This is a genomic window from Collinsella sp. LCP21S3_C7, from assembly GCF_052118485.1.
GTDB lineage: Bacteria > Actinomycetota > Coriobacteriia > Coriobacteriales > Coriobacteriaceae > Collinsella.
Map to the genome: position 1 here is coordinate 39301 of NZ_JBQKHC010000005.1, position 18039 is coordinate 57339.

Sequence of the window (18039 nt, forward strand, 5' to 3'; positions counted from 1 at the left end):
TTTTTGGTAGGTGGAAAATAGGGTAAAGTAAGTGATGGTTAACTAGAGGAGGCTTGCTATGGCACCTATCGATATTGTTGTTCTGGCTGTTATCGGTATTGCGTTTGTCGCGGTATGCGTGCGCATCTACCGCAAGGGCACCTGCGCCGACTGTGCTCAGGGTGGCGTTTGCACAGGACATTGCTCCAACAAAAAGACGTGCGCCGCACTTAAGGGCGTGGACAAAATCGCCGAAGACCTGGGCCGCGGTATTCATTAGTCGAACGGCGCTTGGGCATGTATGACTGCGGATATGGCAGCTGCTGATACGATAGGTACATCAGCAACTGCCGCCGAGCGGCTTAAACGAAAGGAAGCCTGTATGGAGTCCTGTGCCTACCCGATGCTCTTTAGCCCGATCAAGGTCGGTACGACCGAGGTCAAGAACCGCGTCTTTATGCCGCCGGTATCTACCAACCTAGCCGATCACGGCTATGTGACCGACGACTTGGTCGATCATTACCGTGCCCGTGCCAAGGGCGGCGTGGGCCTCATCATTACCGAGGTCGTGACGGTTGAGCCCACCTATACCTATCTGCCGGGTGACATGTGCTGCTACGACGACACGTTTATCCCCGGCTGGGAAAAGCTCGCCGCGGCCGTCCACGAGTATGGCTGCAAGATCATGCCGCAGCTCTTCCACCCCGCCTACATGGCCTTTAACATTCCGGGCACGCCGCGCCTGATCGCTCCGTCCTTTGTGGGCCCGTCCTATGCCCGCGAGGCACCGCGTCCTATCACGGTCGATGAGATTCACGAGCTCACGCATCAGTTTGGCGACGCTGCCGTACGTATGCAGAGGGCCGGTGTCGATGGCGTCGAGGTCCATGCGGCACATGCCCACGGCATGCTCGGCGGCTTTTTGACTCCGCTCTACAACAAGCGTACCGACGAGTACGGCGGCTCGCTCGACGCCCGTATGCGCTTCTTGCTCGAGGTCATCGCCGAGATTCGCGAGCGCTGCGGCAAGGACTTTATCATCGACGTCCGCATTTCGGGCGATGAGTACACCGATGGCGGCCTGACCCTCAACGACATGATCTACGTCTCGCGTCGCCTGGAAAAGGCCGGCGTCGACATGATTCACGTGTCGGGCGGCACCACCATCAAGCGTGGCTCCGCGATTCCCGCCGCCGGTACCCAGCAGGCCTCGCACGCCGCCTGCTCGCGCGAGATTAAAAAGCACGTCAACATTCCCGTCGCCACCGTCGGACGCATTAACGAGGCCTGGATCGCCGAGGAGCTGATCGAGGACGGCGCTGCCGACATCTGTATGATGGGCCGCGCCAATCTGTGCGATGCCGAGTTCTGCAACAAGGCAGCCGCTGGCAACGCCGACGAGATCCGTCCCTGCATCGGTTGCCTGCGTTGCCTGAACGGCATTATGTTTGGCAAGCGCATCTCCTGCACCGTCAACCCGGACGTGGAGCGCGACGAGGCTGGCTACGAGCCTGCCGCCGAGGCCAAGAACGTACTGGTTGTGGGCGCCGGTCCCGCGGGTATGGAGGCAGCCTACATTGCCGCCAAACGCGGTCATAACGTGGTGCTCGTGGATAAGCAGGACGAGCCGGGCGGCGAGATGCGCATCGCAGCCGTTCCGCCGGCAAAGCAGGAACTCACCCGCGTGATCAAGTATCAGTACCGTCGCCTGGCCGAGGCCGGCGTAAAGTGCGTCTTTGGCACCGAGCTTACTGCTGAGGACATTCAGCGTGACTACACCGACTACGAGGTCGTCCTGGCCTATGGCGCCGAGCCTATCGCCCCGGCCTTCATGCAGGGCTTTAAGCAGGTTATGACGGCTGACGACCTGCTGGGCGGCAAGGCTTTCCCGGGCAAGAAGATCGTCATCGTGGGTGGCGGCACCGTTGGCTGCGAGACGGCCGATTATCTGGCCCCATTGGTCAACGACCTGTCGCCGGCCAACCGCGACGTCACCGTCATCGAGATGACCAAGACGCTCGCCGCCAACGAGGGTGGTGCCGGTCGCGCGGTGCTCATCACGCGCATGCTCTCAAAGGGCGTTCACGTGCTGACCGAGGCCAAGGTGACCGAGATTACCGAGGACACTATCAGCTACGAGAAGGACGGCGAGGTCCACACCATCGCCGGTGCCGATACGCTGGTGCTTGCTATGGGCTATCGTCCCAATACCAAGCTGGCCGACGACCTGGCGGCAGCCGGCGTTACCACTCACGTGCTGGGCGATGCCAACAAGTGCGGCAACATTCGCGACGCCATCGGCGATGGCTACAAGGTCGCCTGCGAGCTCTAGTTAACCCCTTGTTGCATGGGGACAGGTTGCTTTGCACCAACTTGGTGCATGTGAACCTGACCCCATTGCACCATTTGATAAAACGCAAGCGGCGGCCGTCCCGTGTTTGGGCGGCCGCCGCTTGCGTTTTATCAAAGAAAGATCATTGCCGAGCCTTAAATGCCTTTTGTCTGCGTGCCTTCCACAATCATGTTGCGGTTGTAGGCCAGGTGCAGATACATCGCATCGTGAGCGGCGGTGGGGTTGTGCGCCTCGATGGCGTCGGCCGCACCGTGGTGCGTGTGGATGGTCTCCTCGACGAGCTTTTTTGCCCGTTACGTCGATAAAAAGGGGAACAGACGCCTTGAACACACCCATCAGACGGGTAACGACGAGGTTGCCGCCATCCCAGGGCGGCTTCATGGAGTAGCGCCCGTACGCATCGAATTTATCCTCTCATAGATGTGCGGCACCAAGAGCCCCGAGTTCATACGAGCTCGGGGCTCTTTTCGTTTGGATTGCAGACGTATTGACAGACGAAAACAGTCTGCGTCCGGTATTGAGCCATACGAAAGCGAAATTATGCGTCTTAATTCCGTACGCAAATCAAGACGAAAACCGTTTGCGTCTCGGATAAATCAGTACGCAAACGGTTTTCGTCTTATATCTTGAAGGCCTACAGGCGAAACGATTCGGCAACGGTGGAGGTCGACCGGTTTGAGTATGGCAGGCTGACGCTCGAAGGCAGCAACGTAACGTTCGACGCGCTCACGTCGGCTCGCCAGGACTTGAGTTTTCACACGCTCGAGCATAAGTGTGTTGAACATCTCGGCATTTCTGAGCTAACGCCGGATATTATGCGCACGCTTCGCTTGCTCGGCAAAGATGGCTATACCAACGCTGCGGCGATTTTGGCGGATAAGAATGATTTTCCGGGCATCGACTGCGTCCGTTTTGGTGATACCGAGGATGTGATCTTGGATCGCGAGGCGGCGACAAATATATCCGCAATTGAGCAGGTGGACAGGGCGGTGGCTATGTTTGCACGCTACTACCGTTATGAGCGTATCGAAGGGATGGAGCGCGTCCAAACCGATCGAATTCCTCTCGAGGCGTTTTGCGAAGCTGTCGCAAACGCTTTGGTGAATCGGACGTGGGACGTTCGAGCTATAGCAACCCGCATAGCGCGCCTTGATTATCAACCGTCCGTATTTCACAGCAACTTATAACAGGCTCGGGGTGCCAATTTGGGGTGCAGTAGTGCTGCGCCACGAAAAGGGCCTATCTACTACGTTTAAGCCGCAGGGGTCAACCATAGTCGGCTTTTTCGAAAATCGACAAGCTGCCTACCTGCGGTTTTGTTTCCACGGTTTTTGGTATGGCCGAGGCTATCCGTGTTAACGTAGTAGATGGGCCACTTTTGTGGCAAGGGGCCGATCTGCGGGCTAGGGTAGCTAAAAGAGCCCCGTCCCAAAAAGACTGATTGGGAGCTGGGGCGTGTCGATGCGATAGTATTGCATGGTGGTATTCGACTAACCGAGGGTTTATCCGAGGGCTTTATGGAACAGCACCAGCATAATCAAAGCTTGCAAGATCAGGCATACAATGCACTGCGCTCCAAGATCATCTATGCCGAGCTCAAGCCCGGCACGCGCCTTTCGGCGATTGGTCTGGAAAAGGAGACGGGAATCGGGCGTACGCCCATTCGCGAGTCCTTTGTGCGCCTGCGTGAGCAGGAGCTGGTGGAAACGCGTCCCAAAAGCGGCACCTACGTCTCTAAGATCAGCATGGAGCGCGCCGAGAACGCCTGTTTCTTGCGCGAGAAACTCGAGCGAAGCGTGCTTATTAAATGCTGCTCGGTCGCCTCGCCCGAGCAAAAGCATCGGCTCGATCAGATTCTTGCCGAGTCCGAGTCGCTCGACCATGGCGAAACGCGTCGTTTCTTTGACCTGGACAACCTGTTCCATGAGACGTGTTTTGAGATTGCCGGCCGTCACATGTTGTGGGATTGGATGAAGAGCGTCAATACGCATTTTGAGCGATACAACTGGTTGCGTATGGTGTCGCAGGATCTAGATTGGGAGCCGATTCGTCGGCAGCATCGCCGGATTCTCGAGGCCATTAAGAGGGGCGATACCGACGCGGCGAGCTATCTGGCCGAGACACACCTGCACCTGATGCCCGAAGAGCAAGGTCCGGTTATCGCCTTACATCCCGATTATTTTGAGCTGTCCAAAGACTCGGCTATCTAGCCCATTATCGCATCTGCTCGAGACGCAAAAACGATGCTGTTCACCTACAGCGTTTTGCAACCGAGATTTTTAAAAAATGCCTAAAATGGCTCAGACTGCCGACAATGGGGAAACGGGGTGCGCTATGGCGCAGATGAGAATCAAGGACATTGCCGTCGAGGCGGGTGTGAGCCCGGCCACGGTCTCGCGCTATCTCAATAACCGCCCCGGGCAAATGACCGAGGAAACCCGTGCTCGCATTGCGGAGGTTATCGAGCGTACCGGCTATCGCCCACGTGCCGCCGCGCGCAATCTGCGCAGCTCGCGTACCAACCTCATCGGCGTGATCTTGGCCGACATCGCCAACCCGTTCTCTAGCGCCATGCTCGAGGGCCTTTCCGCCAGCGCCGCCGCGCGCGGCTGCTCGCTCATGACAGCCATTAGCGGCAACGATCCCGCCAAGGAGGCCGAGTCGCTCACCAGGCTTATCGACGCTGGCGTGGACGGCCTGGTCGTCAATACCTGCGGTGGTAACGACGAGGCGATCGTCGCGGCAGCGGGACGCCTGCCCGTTGTGCTGCTCGACCGCGACGTTGCCGACGGCGGTGTCGATCTGGTGACATCTAACAACCGTGAGCTGGTCGCCGGCTTGGTAGACGCCTTGACCGCCGCTGGCAGCGAGTGCCTGTGCCTGCTCACCGAAGCAAGCGACGACAGCCCCGTCCGTCGCGAGCGCGCCGAGGCCTTTACCGACGAGCTTTCGCGCCGCGGCCTTGCCGGCGAGGTCGTCACCTTGGCCGATGGCGGTGCCACGGGCGTCGGCCGCCTGGACGAGACCATCCGCGGCTATGCAGGAAAAAAGCTCGGCCTCATTGCCGTCAACGGCCTGGTTTTCCTGAGCCTGACCGAGGCGCTGGCGCAGCTTGGTCCCTCGCTGCCGGCGGGGCTCAAGATCGCGACGTTTGACGACTGTCCCTGGAACCATGTGCTCTTTGGCGGAGTCACCACGGCCGCGCAGGACACCCTCACCATCGCCGAGCGCGTGGTCGATCGCCTCTCCGAGCGTATCGACGTTGTTACCACCACCGTGGGCGATGCCGCAAAGCTGGCGCCTAAACGCATCGAGGTTCCCGGCCACATCGAACACCGCGCTTCGACCTCGCGCTAGCCGCTCGTTCGTAACTGCCTGTTCGCGCACGTTTTTTGGGCGCTTGATACGCTTTAACCCTGCGGAAACATTTTTCTGCGATAGTATCTGCGATATAGACCAGTCGAAACCCGCCCGAAAGAAAGGGGAGCGACATGAACCAGCAGAACATCGATTACGTACTCCGTTCCGTAGAGCAGCGTGACATCCGCTTTGTGCGTCTGTGGTTTGTCGACATTCTCGGCCGCCTCAAGAACTTTGCCATTAGTCCCGAAGACCTCGAGGTCGCTTTTGAGGAGGGTATTGGCTTTGACGGCTCCGCCATCGAGGGCTTTGCCACGCCCGAGGAAGCCGACATGCTCGCGTTCCCTGACGCCTCGACCTTCCAGATCCTGCCGTGGCGCCCGAGCCATAACGGCGTCGCCCGCGTGTTCTGCGATGTGTGCACTCCCGATCGCAAGCCGTTTGCCGGCGACCCGCGCGACGCCCTGCGCCGCATGTTCTATAAGGCCGAGAAGGCCGGCTACCTGCTCAACGTGGGTGCCGAGCTGGAGTATTACTACTTCCCCGACGAGCACACCCCCGAGCCACTCGACAACGTGGGCTACTTCGACCTTTCGGTGAGCGATGCCGCTCGCGACCTGCGCCGCAATACGGTGCTCACGCTCGAGAAGATGTCCGTGCCCGTGGAGTACACCTTCCACGCCGCCGGCCGCTCGCAGCACGGCATGAGCTTGCGTCACGCCGAGGCCCTGAGCATGTCCGACGCCATCACCACGGCCAAACTCATCATTAAGCAGCAGGCCTACGAGAGCGGTTGCCACGCCTCCTTTATGCCCAAGCCGCTGGCGGGCGAGGACGGCAGCGCCATGTTTTTGCATCAGTCGCTGTTCGACCACGACGGCAACAACGTCTTTTGGGGCGAGGACGACGAGAAGTACCACCTCTCCGATATCGCCAAGCACTATATGGCCGGCATTCTGGCACACGCGCGCGAGATCAGCGCCATCACCAACCCCACGGTCAACTCGTACAAGCGCATCACCACGGGCGGCGACTCCGTGCCACAGTACGCTACGTGGGGCCTGCGCAACCGCGCGAGCATGGTCCGCATCCCGGTCTACAAGCCCGGCAAGCAGCTGTCCACGCGCATCGAGCTTCGCAGCCCCGATCCCATGGCCAATCCGTACCTGGTCAACGCCGTCACGCTGGCGGCTGGTCTGGACGGCATCGAGCGCAAGCTGGAACTCCCGCCCGAGGCAACGGCCGAGACGCTCAAGCTTACCGACCGTCAGATGGTCGAGGCCGGCTATACGCCGCTGCCGCGCTCGCTCAAAGAGGCGCTCGACGTGTTTGAGGACTCGCAGTTTATGAAGGATGCCCTCGGCGAGCACATCCACAGCTTCTTCCTCAAAAAGAAGCGCGACGAGTGGCATAAGTTTGAGTCCACGATTACCGAGTGGGAGATCAAGCATTATCTGGCGAACTCCTAATCGCGCTGGTTCGTTCCAGTACGATTGAGCTCATTTCCTTGGAGGTCGATATGTCCGAAAAGAGTGCCCTGTTCATGGCGCGCACGACGCGCTTCCACGAGTTTGCCCGCAGCTTGACGACCACCCTGGGTGTCGAGGTGAGCCTGGCAACCCCCGATTCGCCGACTGCGGCGCACGACTTTGACCTGCTGATCCTCGATTCCGATGGCATCCGCAGCGACCGCATCGATCAGATTGCCAAATGGCTCGACGACCGCGGCGGCGTTCCCATGTTGGTAATCGTCGACGACGAGGCGCTCGGCACCCTGCGCCTGCCCAATCACGCGCATGCCGACTTTGTATGCCCCACGGCGACGCCCAACGAGCTTAAGGCTCGTGCGCAGCGCCTGATGGGCGAGGAGGAGACCGTCGCCGCCGACGATGTGCTCAACATCGATAACCTCGAGATTAACCTGGCTACCTACCAGGTGACACTCGACGACGAGCCCATCGACCTGACGCTGATGGAGTACTCGCTGCTGAGCTTTTTGGCGACGCACCCCAACCGCGCCTACAGCCGCGAAGTGCTGCTGCACCGCGTGTGGGGCTTTGAGTACTGCGGCGGCACGCGCACCGTCGACGTGCACATTCGACGCATCCGCTCTAAGGTGGGCCCGCAGATCGCGGCGCACATTACCACCGTCCGCGGCGTGGGCTATCTGTTTAAGGACTAGCTTTTCACCGCAAAGGGGGCAGGCGCCTTCGTGGTGGTTTTGCCGCATGCGTGGATCCCTTTCGAGTTTGCAGCAGAACTTAAGCATTCCTTAAAGATTGCGTTCTCATACACGTTCGCCCGCATATTGGGGTACAACTCAACGTGAACAATGATGGCCCGCCACATGTTTGGCGGGCCTTTGGTTATTAGACGAAAGGATCGCAGTCATGAGCGAGAACGATTCCCAGCGTCCCCAGGATGCGGGCAACGCTGGCGAGACCCAGCAGCAGCCGCGCGTGCAGGTGGAGTCGACGCCTGCCGACGGCAACATTCCCTACGTGCAGGCCTACGACACACGGACCGGCCAGCCGCTGGGCGGTCAGCAGGTTGTAAACAAGCACACGGTGGTCAAGACCAAGACCAAAAAGCTGCCGATCTTTATTACGGCGCTCGCCGGCTGCGCCTGCGGCGCCCTGCTGGTCATCGCGCTCATTATGAGTGGCACGCTCAACATTGGCGGCGGAAAGAATGTCGTGACGGCGGGTGCCTCGGGTTCATCGACGCAAAAGATTACGATTGACTCCGAGGACACCACGCTTGCCGAGGCCGTTTCTGCCAAGGCCCTGCCCTCCGTCGTTTCCATCACCGCCACTTCGAGCGGTAGCCAGAATGGCTCGCTTTCGCAGTCTGCCGACGAGTCGGATGGTTCGGGCAGCGTCGGTTCGGGCGTGGTGCTCGATACCGAGGGCCACATCCTCACCAACAACCATGTGGTCGATGGTTACGATCAGTACGTGGTTACCATGGACGACGGTACCACCTACGAGGCCGAGTTCGTGGGCAACGACGCCTCGAGCGACCTGGCCGTCATCAAGCTCAAGGATGCTGACGCCTCCAAGCTCACGCCGATCGAGATTGGTGATTCCTCCAAGCTCAACGTGGGCGAGTGGGTCATGGCGATCGGCTCGCCGTTCGGCAACGAGCAATCTGTCTCCACGGGCATTGTGTCGGCGCTGTATCGCTCCACGGCCATGAGTTCTACCAGCGGCAACACCATCTACGCCAACATGATTCAGACCGATGCCGCCATCAACCCGGGCAACTCCGGCGGCGCGCTCGTTAACGACAATGGCGAACTCGTGGGTATTAACTCTCTTATCGAGAGCTACTCGGGCTCCAGCTCGGGCGTGGGCTTTGCCATTCCGGTCAACTATGCCAAGAACATCGCCGACCAGATCATCGACGGCAAGACGCCGGTTCACCCGTACCTGGGCGCTACGCTTTCGAGCGTCAACGCGCTCAACGCCCGCACTAACAATCTCGGCACCGATAGCGGCGCGTATGTGGCAAGTGTCGTCGAGGACGGTCCTGCCGCCAAGGCTGGCATCCAAGAGGGCGATGTCATCACCAAGCTGGGTGACGATGAGATTACGAGCGCCGATGGCCTGATTATCGCGCTGCGCAGCCACGAGGTGGGCGAGAAGGTCGAGATCACGCTCGTGCGCGGCAAGGAAGAGAAAAAGGTCACGGTCGAGCTGGGCTCCGACGAGGAGCTGCAGAACCAGCAGCAGAACGACAGCGCGACCGACACCGGCAACGGCGGCATTACCGACGAGCAACTGCGCCAGTACCTGGAAGAACTGCTGGGCCAACAGGGTCAGGGGCAAGGCTACGGTCAGGGTTTCTAACGAGCTGTATCGCACATATCGAAGCCAGAGGGGCTGTTCCGCCAGCGCGGGACAGCCCCTCTTTTCCTATTGATCCGTTGGGGGCGGAGGAAAACGGATCATTTAGAAATGGCAAGGGCATGGTTCGGAAGGGCTTGGACAGTTAGTTCAGATTTGTATAAAACGGGTGCGGTCTGAGGCGTGTTTTGAGCGGTTTTGAAATGAAAGACGGGCCGAGATGGGTGTCTCGAAGACGGAAGCAAACCTAATTCGCCGTTCAGAACGATTGATTGGGGTGAAAAGCCGATATTTCAGCTCGATTCGGCGCGCGTAATTATACAAATCTGAACTAACTGTCCAACCCCGGTCCGGTCGCTGCCAATTCGGTGCGGTTTGAGACCGCTATTCGGCCCCATTGCGACCGGTGGTACTCTAGTATCCGTTTGAAATCGAGCGAAGGAGTGCCGCTATGGAGCAATCGAGCCTGTTTGGTGACGGCGTGGACATCGATACCGAAACGCCAGCGAGCACGGATACCGCCGCGCCGGCCGATGACCGTGCCCAGGCGGCAGCGCGCGCGGCTGAGTTGCGCCACGAGCTCGACTACCACGCCTACCGCTACTACATGCTCGATGCGCCCGAGATCACGGACGCTGCCTTTGACAAAATGATCGTTGAGCTGCAGGAAATCGAGGCTACCTACCCCGACCTGGTGACGCCCGACAGCTATACCCAGCGCGTGGGCGGCTACGTGAGCGAGCAGTTTACGCCGGTCAAGCACATGGCGCGCATGTATTCCATGGACGATGCCATGGATCTGGACGAGCTCGACGCTTGGCTCCAGCGCACCGAGGATGCGCTCGGCGCCGGTAGCGTTGCCTATACCTGTGAGCTCAAGATTGACGGTCTGGGCGTCGCGCTTACCTACCAAAACGGCACCTTTGTGCGCGCCGCCACGCGCGGCGACGGCACCACGGGCGAGGACGTGTCGCTCAATGTCCGTACCATCAAGGATGTGCCCATGCACCTGTCCGAGCCGGCGCTCGCTCACATGGGCGCCGACCGCGAGCGTACCATCGAAGTGCGCGGCGAGGTGTACATGCCCAAGGGCAGCTTTGTTCGCCTGAATGAAGAGGCCGATGCCGAGGGCCGCGACCCCTTCGCCAACCCGCGCAACGCCGCTGCCGGATCCTTGCGTCAGAAGGATCCCAAGGTCACGGCGCGCCGCGACCTGGCCACCTTTATCTATGCCATCGCCGATACCGACCCGCTGCACGTCCACAGCCAGCGCGAGTTTCTGGACTGGTTGCGTAGCGCCGGCTTTAGCGTCAACCCTAACGTGGCTCGTTGTGCCACGCCGGCCGAGGTCCACGAGTTTTGTGCCCAGGCGCTCGAGCACCGCGGTGACCTGGATTACGACATCGACGGCGTGGTCGTAAAGGTTGACAGCTTCCAGCAGCAGCTCGACCTGGGCTTTACCGCTCGCGCACCACGCTGGGCCATTGCCTTTAAGTTCCCGCCCGAGGAAAAGCAGACCATCCTGCGCGAAATTCGCATCCAGGTGGGCCGCACCGGTGTGCTCACGCCGGTCGCCGAGTTCGACCCGGTGACGGTTGCCGGCTCCACCATCGCGCGCGCCACGCTGCACAATATCGACGAGATCCGTCGCAAAAACGTGCGCGAGGGCGACACCATCATCGTGCACAAGGCGGGCGACGTTATCCCCGAGGTCGTGGGTCCGGTGCTCGACAAGCGTCCGGCCGATTCGGTCGACTGGTATATGCCCGAGGTTTGCCCCGTGTGCGGTAGCCCCGTGGTCCACGAGGATGGCGAGGTGGCTTACCGCTGCGTGTCCATCGACTGCCCCGCACAGCTCAAGGAGCGCCTGCTCCACTGGGTGAGCCGCGGCTGCATGGACGTCGATGGCCTAGGCGACGAGATCGTCGACAAGATGATCGCCGCCGGGCTGATTCACGACGTCGCAGACTTCTACCAGCTCACGGTCGACGACATCGCCGGCCTGGACACGGGGCGCACCTATGCCAGCTCCAACAGCAGAAAGGGCGTTAAGAAGGGCGACCCCATTCCGGTAGGCCTCAAGACGGCCGAGAAAATCATCGCCGAGCTCAACAAGTCCAAGAGTCAGCCGCTCGGTCGCGTGCTGTTTGCCCTGGGCATCCGTCACGTGGGCAAGAGCGTGGGCGAGGTCATCGCCGAGCGATTCCTGTCGATTGACAAGCTTATCTTGGCGAGCGAAGAGGATATTGCCGAGTGCGAGGGCATCGGCCCCAAGATTGCGGCGAGCGTCAAGCAGTTCCTGGCCGTGCCCGAGAACCTTGCCGTCCTGGAACGTCTGCGCCAGGCGGGCCTGTCGCTCGAGGTCGATTTGGGCGCCGCGCACGCGCAAGCCGCAGCCGACGCTGGCGTGGCAGGCGAGCTCGCCGACGCACAGCCGCTCGCGGGTCTGACCTTCGTGCTCACCGGCACGCTCGTCAACCGCACGCGCGACGAGGCGGGCGCGGCGCTCAAGGTGCTCGGCGCCAAGGTTTCGGGCAGCGTATCAAAGAAGACGAGCTATCTGGTTGCCGGTCCCAAAGCGGGTTCCAAGCTTACCAAGGCCGAGCAGCTGGGCGTACCCGTGCTGGACGAGGACGCACTCGAGCAGATCTTGGCTACCGGTGAGGTGCCCCAGGCTTAGTGCATCGATAGCCAAATTGAAGAACCGCCCGAAAGCGCGATGCCTTCCGGGCGGTTCTTACTTTGTTGGGGAAACCGGCATCGTGATCTGCGTCACGTAGGTCGCGGGGTCGTCGCTGATGATGTCGTCAATGAGGGCGATTTCGCGTCGCCCCGCTACGCTGCTAACTTGTCAAAAGCCCCGCGCCGGTTGAGCACGGTAAACGCGACAACACAGATGACTGCCGACAGAATCGACCCGCACGGCGAGGCGATGCCCATGGGAAACAGCGTGTCGGAATAGGCGTTCGACAGCAGCCACGCGCCCGGCACGCGAATGAGTGCCACGGCCAGCACGTTGTGAGCAAAGCCGATGTAGCTCTTGCCGTATGCAGCGAAAAAGCCGCTAAAGCAAATGTGGATGCCGGCAAAAATCGCGTCGAAAATATAGCTGCGCATATAGCCGGTCCCGGCAGCGACTACTGCAGCGTCCTTGGCAAAAAAGCCAATAAACGCCGGCGCCACCAGCCACATCAGCACCGTGATCAGGCAGCCGTACACCACCGAGATGGTCATGGCGTCTTTGAGCACCTGACGCGCACGGTCGCCCTTGCCCGCGCCGGCGTTTTGCGCCGTGAGTGCGCTGACGGTGGCGCCCATGGAACTCGGTACAATGAACAAAAAGCTGATCATCTTTTCGACCAGGCCCACGGCGGCGGCGTCGACCAGGCCGCGATGGTTGGCGATGACGGTGATAAACATAAACGCCACCTGGATGCAGCCGTCCTGCACGGCCACGGGCACGCCGATCTTAAGGATGCTGCCGAGCACCTCGGGCTGGGGACGCAGGTTGCTACGCTTAACGTGGATGTTCGTACGGCGGCTCTTAAGCCACACGAGCGCGAGGGCAACGCTTGCCGTCTGGGCGGTTACCGTGCCGAGTGCCGCACCCACGGGGCCGAGCCCCAAGTGGCCGATAAACAGAAAATCGAGCGCGATGTTGATGATGCACGCCACGCCGATCACGTACATGGGCGAGCGCGAATCGCCCAGCCCGCGAAAGATGGCCGAGAGGATGTTGTATGCGGCGATAAACGGAATGCCGACAAAGCAGATGCGCAGGTAGGCGGCGGTTCCTTCGACTGCCTCGGCTGGCGTCCCAATAAGTGCCACGATCTGTGGGCACAGTGCGAGCAGGATGGCTGCCAGCACTACCGAGACACCCATAAACAGCGTGATAGTGTTGCCGATGACGGTCTCGGCGCGATCGAAGCGGCGCGAGCCCACGGCGTGGCCGACGATAACCGTCGTTCCCATGGCCAGACCCACGAGCGTCACGGTAATGATATAGAGCGTCTGCGCGCCATTGCCCACGGCGGTGATGCCGGCGGCACCGCTAAACTGCCCCATCATGTACAGGTCGGCCATGCCGTAGAGCATCTGCAAAAAGTACGAGAGCATATAGGGCAGGGCAAAGACCGCGATGGTCTTAAGGACATTGCCGCGTGTGAGGTCGTGTTCCATAGGTGGGGCTTTCTGGCTGGGTCTGTTTCCGTACCAGTGTAGTGAAAACCCTACAACGATTGTAGAGTCAAGGTTTGCTTGTTGAGGATGGGCTTGGGAAGCCGGTCTTGCTCAAAGCGACCTGTCCTGTCGTACGGGTGTCGGCATGATTCTCTCGTGGGGGTATTATGTTTTTCGAAGAATAAAACGCCGCGTGAGGGGAGGGCTGCGTGGACGGGCACGTGCAGCATGACGGTTTTGGCCGCGATATCAACTACCTGCGCATCGCCGTTACCGACAAGTGCAATTTCCGCTGCATCTATTGCATGCCGGCCGATGGCGTGGCGCCCCGTGCACACGACGAGTTACTCAGCGCCGAGGAAATCGCCCGCTTTGTGCGCTTGATGGCGGGGGAGGGCATTCGCCGCGTGCGCCTGACGGGCGGCGAGCCGCTGGTCAGCCGCCGTATTATTCCGCTTATTCGCGACATCCGCGCGATCCCTCAGATCGAGGACATCTCGCTCACCACCAACGGCGCCCTGCTGCCCAAGCTGGCGCCGCAGCTCAAAGATGCCGGGCTTAACCGCGTCAACATCTCGCTCGACACGCTCGACCCTACGCTCTTTGGAAAGATCACGCGCCTGGGTCGGCTCGAGCAGACCATGGCCGGCATCGACGCGGCGCTGGCTTGGGGCTTTGAGCCCGTTAAGGTCAACTGCGTTGTTGTGCGCCGGCTCAACCAGGATGTGGCGGCCCTCGCGCGGCTCACGCTCGACCGTCCCATCCACCTGCGCTTTATCGAATATATGCCCATCGGCGACGAGCACACGAGCTCGCATTGCGCTGTGGACCCGCATGCGCCCGCGCTCAATCCCGAGCTGTGGGATGCGAGCGATACCGTGCCGAGTGACGAGCTGCGGGCGCGCATCAATGCCGGGGCCACCGCGAGGGGACTGGGCGAGCTCGAGCCGCTCGACATCAACGACGCTCCTGCCGGCGCGGGCCCTGCTCGCTATTGGCGCTTTCCGGGCGCGGCGGGAACGGTTGGCTTTATTAGCGCCATGTCCAACCATTTTTGTGCGAATTGCAACCGTCTGCGCCTGACGGCCGATGGCAACGTGCGTCCGTGCCTGTTTAGCGATGCTGAGTATTCGGTGCGCGACGCCCTGCGCCGTGGTGATGATATACAGGTACTTTCGATTTGGCGCGATGCCGTGGCCCACAAACCGCAGGAACACGCGATAATTGAGGGCACGCAACGATTTATGTCCCAAATCGGAGGATGATCATATGGCCAAGAGCAGGTACGCCGACGCCACCAAGGCCGCTCGCAGGGCCGCGATGTCTGCCCACAAAGTCACGGCCGCGGCGAATGATGGCAACGCCGACGCGTCCGCGCAGCCGACTTCCAGCGCGGCCACCGAACCCGCCCGTGACGCACGTCGCAACGAGCTGACGCACGTGGATGCCAAGGGCGAGGTGCGCATGGTCGATGTGTCCGACAAGGCCGAGACCCATCGCATCGCCATCGCCGAGGGCACCATCCTCATGCATCCCGAGACACAGGCCATGGTGCTGCAGGACCGCGCCAAAAAGGGCGACGTGCTTGCCTGCGCGCGCGTGGCGGGCATCATGGCCATCAAACGCACGAGCGACATCATTCCCATGTGCCATCCGTTGCTCATTACCAAGAGCAAATGCGACATTGCGCCCATCGCTCCGGCGGGGACGCCGGCCGAGGACGTGCCCGAGGGCTGGGCACCGGCGCGCGCGGACGGGCAGGTTGGCTTTCACGTACTGGTTACGGCCGGCGTGACGGGCAAGACGGGTATCGAGATGGAGGCCCTGACCGGCGTGAGTGCCGCGTGCCTAACGATCTATGACATGTGCAAGGCGGTTGATCGCGGCATGGAGATCGTCGACGTGCGCCTGTTGCACAAGGAGGGCGGCCGCTCGGGCGTATGGGACCGCGCAGAGCGTCAGGCCGCTGCTGTTGAGGCAGTGGCCACTGACGGTGCCGCACCCGCGAGCGCACCCGTCGCCGTCGCGCCCGCAGCTCCGACACCGGCCGTCCCCGCGATCGCGTTTATCGGCTACCAGAACTCGGGCAAGACCACGCTCGTCGAGAAGGTTATCGCCGAGCTCACCCGCCGCGGCCTGCGCGTGGGATCGCTCAAGCATCACGGGCATCACGGCTTTGATATCGACGTGCCCGCTAAGGATACCTGGCGCCATCACCAGGCCGGATCCAAGCACGTGGGCCTCATCTGCGCCACGCGCTGGGCGGAGTACGCCGACACACGCGAGGAGGACGAGATGCCCGCGCGCGAGCTGCTGTCGCGCTACAACGATGTCGACGTGGTGATCATCGAGGGCTACAAGACCGAGGGCTTCGACAACATCGTGGTCGCGCGCTCCGGTGTCGACCGCCTGCGCGGCAAGAGCTCGCTCGACCTGGTCGACGGCCGCACGCTGGCCCTTGCCTGCAACGAAGCCCTGGCACGCCAGGCATTCGATGCCGGCTTTGCGACCCGAGCCATCAACATCAACGACGCCCGCGCCATCTGCGACCTTATCCAAGACCATTTGGCCTAAAACCTGCCAAAAAGGGACAGGTTTATTTTGGCAGGTTTTATCTGGGCAAACGTCATTTCCACCACAGAGGGTCCAGGCATCTTTGTGGTGGTTTTTGCTTTGGTAGATTTTTGTGACATGCCTTACAATCTACCAAGTAGTTCATGACGGGCGAAAAACGGAGAGAAGGGTCCTGATGCGTCCTTAATGTTTCATGCGGATAGATTGATTTGACAGACGGCGGCGAATGTCCACCGCCCGTATTCGTATGAAACGAGGAGTCTCCGTGCTCGTATCTCTTCTCTCAAAACCTCACCCTTCGTTGTCCGCGCAGGCTAAGCACCTGGTGGCAATGCGCTTCCTCATATATACCGGCTTTCAGACCAGCTACTTCATCGGCGTCATCGGAACACTCACCTATGCAGACGATGCCTCGGTCGTGGCGACATCGCTGGCCGTCCTGTTTATGAACGTCTTCGTGATCCTGGGATCCTTTGCGGGTGGAGCGGCGCTTGACGCTTGGGGTCCGTGCCGGCATTTCCGGGCGAGTATCTTCGGCACGTTGGCAACCGGCGCGGCGATAATCGCCTTTGGCAGCGCGACCGGAACAGTCCTTGCCGGCGCGGTGCTCCTGGGCTTTGTGATAGGATTCGCCCAGCCCGTCGCCACGTCCTATCCGGCGTATCTCACCGACGACCCCGTCGAGCTCAAAGACATCAACTCCGCCATCGCCATGCTCTCCAACGTGAGCATTATCGTCGGCCCCACGCTGGGCGGCTTTGTCGCGGCGGCTGCATCGTCGCACGCGGTGTTTTTGCTCATGATGATCTTTACCGTACTGGCGCTCGTCGCCGGTTGGGGCTTTAGGCCGCAAGCAGGTCGCGTCGCCGCGCGCGAAAGTGCTCCCGCGGATAGCAGCACAACGGCAAGTACTGCCATTCAAAGCTCCGACTCCAATAAATCCACCCGCGTCACCTTCGTGACCAGCATCAAGACAGTCTTTACCAACAGCGTCCTCGCCCTGCTGTTCTGCATTATTTTCCTTTCGAACTTTGGCTATGGCGCCTTCGATCCACTGGAGTCATTCTTCTACCGTGATGTCCTGCATGTCGGTGTCGAGTGGATGGGCTGGCTCTCGTCTGCCTGCGGCGTGGGCGCGGTGCTGGGCGCCGTGGTCGCGCTCCGCTTGCCGCCGCACCTGGTCAACCTTAAGACGCTGCTTGTGGCGCTTCTGTCCGTGGGCCTGGGAAGTTTGCTCTATGTGGGGACACCGTACGTGGGCGTAGCCCTTGTCGGCCAGATTGCCCTGGGCGTGGCCTGGGGCGTCGTCAACCCGCTCCACAACACGATCGTGCAAACGACGGCCCCGCTCGAACAGCTCGGTCGCGTCAACTCGGTCATGGGCTTTGGCAACATGTTCGCCGGCGTGGCGCCGCTGGCGATTGCCCCGTGGCTGGCGGCGACGTTTGGCGTGCAGCAGACGCTCATCGGGGCGGGTATGGTCGTGACGGCGGTTCCCGCGTCACTGCTGCTGTTTGGACGCCGGCGTTTGAATCGTGCCGCAAAGCAGTAAAAACCATCACAACATTCGATGAAAATCGCGATTTTGCCGAATAACGTCGAATGTTGTGATGGTTTGCGCCCCGGGTCATGCCATCCTGCGGATCCGGCCACCACAAAGGGGCCAGGCACCTTTGTGGCGGTTTTTGCTATGGACGGTGCGGTTTCGCTGCAGAACCGCCGGCCCGCCGCCTGCCAACCGCC

At 60.8% G+C, this 18039-nt stretch carries 13 protein-coding genes; 12 read left to right on the plus strand and 1 reads right to left on the minus strand.

The features are described 5' to 3' along the window. The first annotated feature begins 58 nt into the window (after positions 1-58). The 9 genes from ACTQ1E_RS03485 (at position 59) to ligA (ending at position 12220) form a co-directional block, all read left to right on the plus strand. Entirely contained in the window at positions 59-259 is a 201-nt protein-coding gene (locus tag ACTQ1E_RS03485; RefSeq protein WP_117634210.1) for a hypothetical protein, read from the plus strand. A 102-nt stretch (positions 260-361) separates the two neighbouring features. Then, on the plus strand, positions 362-2311 hold the full coding sequence (locus ACTQ1E_RS03490) for an FAD-dependent oxidoreductase (protein WP_441564757.1): 1950 nt from the start codon (positions 362-364) through the stop codon (positions 2309-2311). A gap of 680 nt (positions 2312-2991) precedes the next feature. Continuing rightward, on the plus strand, positions 2992-3519 hold the full coding sequence (locus tag ACTQ1E_RS03495) for a hypothetical protein (RefSeq protein ID WP_441564759.1): 528 nt from the start codon (positions 2992-2994) through the stop codon (positions 3517-3519). Positions 3520-3849: 330 nt separating this feature from the next. After that, the gene (locus tag ACTQ1E_RS03500) at positions 3850-4542 is read left to right on the plus strand and encodes a GntR family transcriptional regulator (RefSeq protein WP_441564761.1); all 693 of its coding nucleotides are present in this window, start codon (positions 3850-3852) and stop codon (positions 4540-4542) included. Positions 4543-4666: 124 nt separating this feature from the next. After that, entirely contained in the window at positions 4667-5689 is a 1023-nt protein-coding gene (locus ACTQ1E_RS03505) for a LacI family DNA-binding transcriptional regulator (RefSeq protein WP_441564763.1), read from the plus strand. A 134-nt stretch (positions 5690-5823) separates the two neighbouring features. Then, positions 5824-7161, plus strand: a complete 1338-nt coding sequence (locus tag ACTQ1E_RS03510; protein WP_427728639.1) for a glutamine synthetase family protein — start codon at positions 5824-5826, stop codon at positions 7159-7161. A gap of 50 nt (positions 7162-7211) precedes the next feature. Beyond that, the gene (locus tag ACTQ1E_RS03515) at positions 7212-7874 is read left to right on the plus strand and encodes a response regulator transcription factor (RefSeq protein WP_161145500.1); all 663 of its coding nucleotides are present in this window, start codon (positions 7212-7214) and stop codon (positions 7872-7874) included. A gap of 208 nt (positions 7875-8082) precedes the next feature. Then, entirely contained in the window at positions 8083-9543 is a 1461-nt protein-coding gene (locus ACTQ1E_RS03520; RefSeq protein WP_441055553.1) for a S1C family serine protease, read from the plus strand. A gap of 448 nt (positions 9544-9991) precedes the next feature. Then, positions 9992-12220 carry an NAD-dependent DNA ligase LigA gene (gene ligA, locus ACTQ1E_RS03525; RefSeq protein WP_441564765.1) on the plus strand — a complete coding sequence of 743 codons (2229 nt, stop codon included), beginning with the start codon at positions 9992-9994 and terminating at the stop codon, positions 12218-12220. Between the two features lie 155 nt (positions 12221-12375). Here ligA and ACTQ1E_RS03530 read toward each other — a convergent pair whose 3' ends face one another. Further along, positions 12376-13722 (minus strand): MATE family efflux transporter, encoded by a 1347-nt coding sequence (locus ACTQ1E_RS03530; protein ID WP_441564767.1) that lies wholly within the window; start codon positions 13720-13722, stop codon positions 12376-12378. Between the two features lie 209 nt (positions 13723-13931). Between ACTQ1E_RS03530 and moaA the strand changes: the two genes are divergently transcribed. The 3 genes from moaA to ACTQ1E_RS03545 all read left to right on the plus strand — a co-directional run bounded on the left by moaA (position 13932) and on the right by ACTQ1E_RS03545 (position 17848). Next, positions 13932-14987, plus strand: a complete 1056-nt coding sequence (moaA, locus tag ACTQ1E_RS03535; RefSeq protein ID WP_441564769.1) for a GTP 3',8-cyclase MoaA — start codon at positions 13932-13934, stop codon at positions 14985-14987. A gap of 4 nt (positions 14988-14991) precedes the next feature. Further along, entirely contained in the window at positions 14992-16296 is a 1305-nt protein-coding gene (gene mobB, locus ACTQ1E_RS03540) for a molybdopterin-guanine dinucleotide biosynthesis protein B (protein WP_441564771.1), read from the plus strand. 265 nt (positions 16297-16561) lie between these two features. Then, positions 16562-17848, plus strand: coding sequence for an MFS transporter (locus tag ACTQ1E_RS03545; RefSeq protein ID WP_441564773.1), 1287 nt, complete (start codon positions 16562-16564; stop codon positions 17846-17848). Positions 17849-18039: the final 191 nt, after the last annotated feature.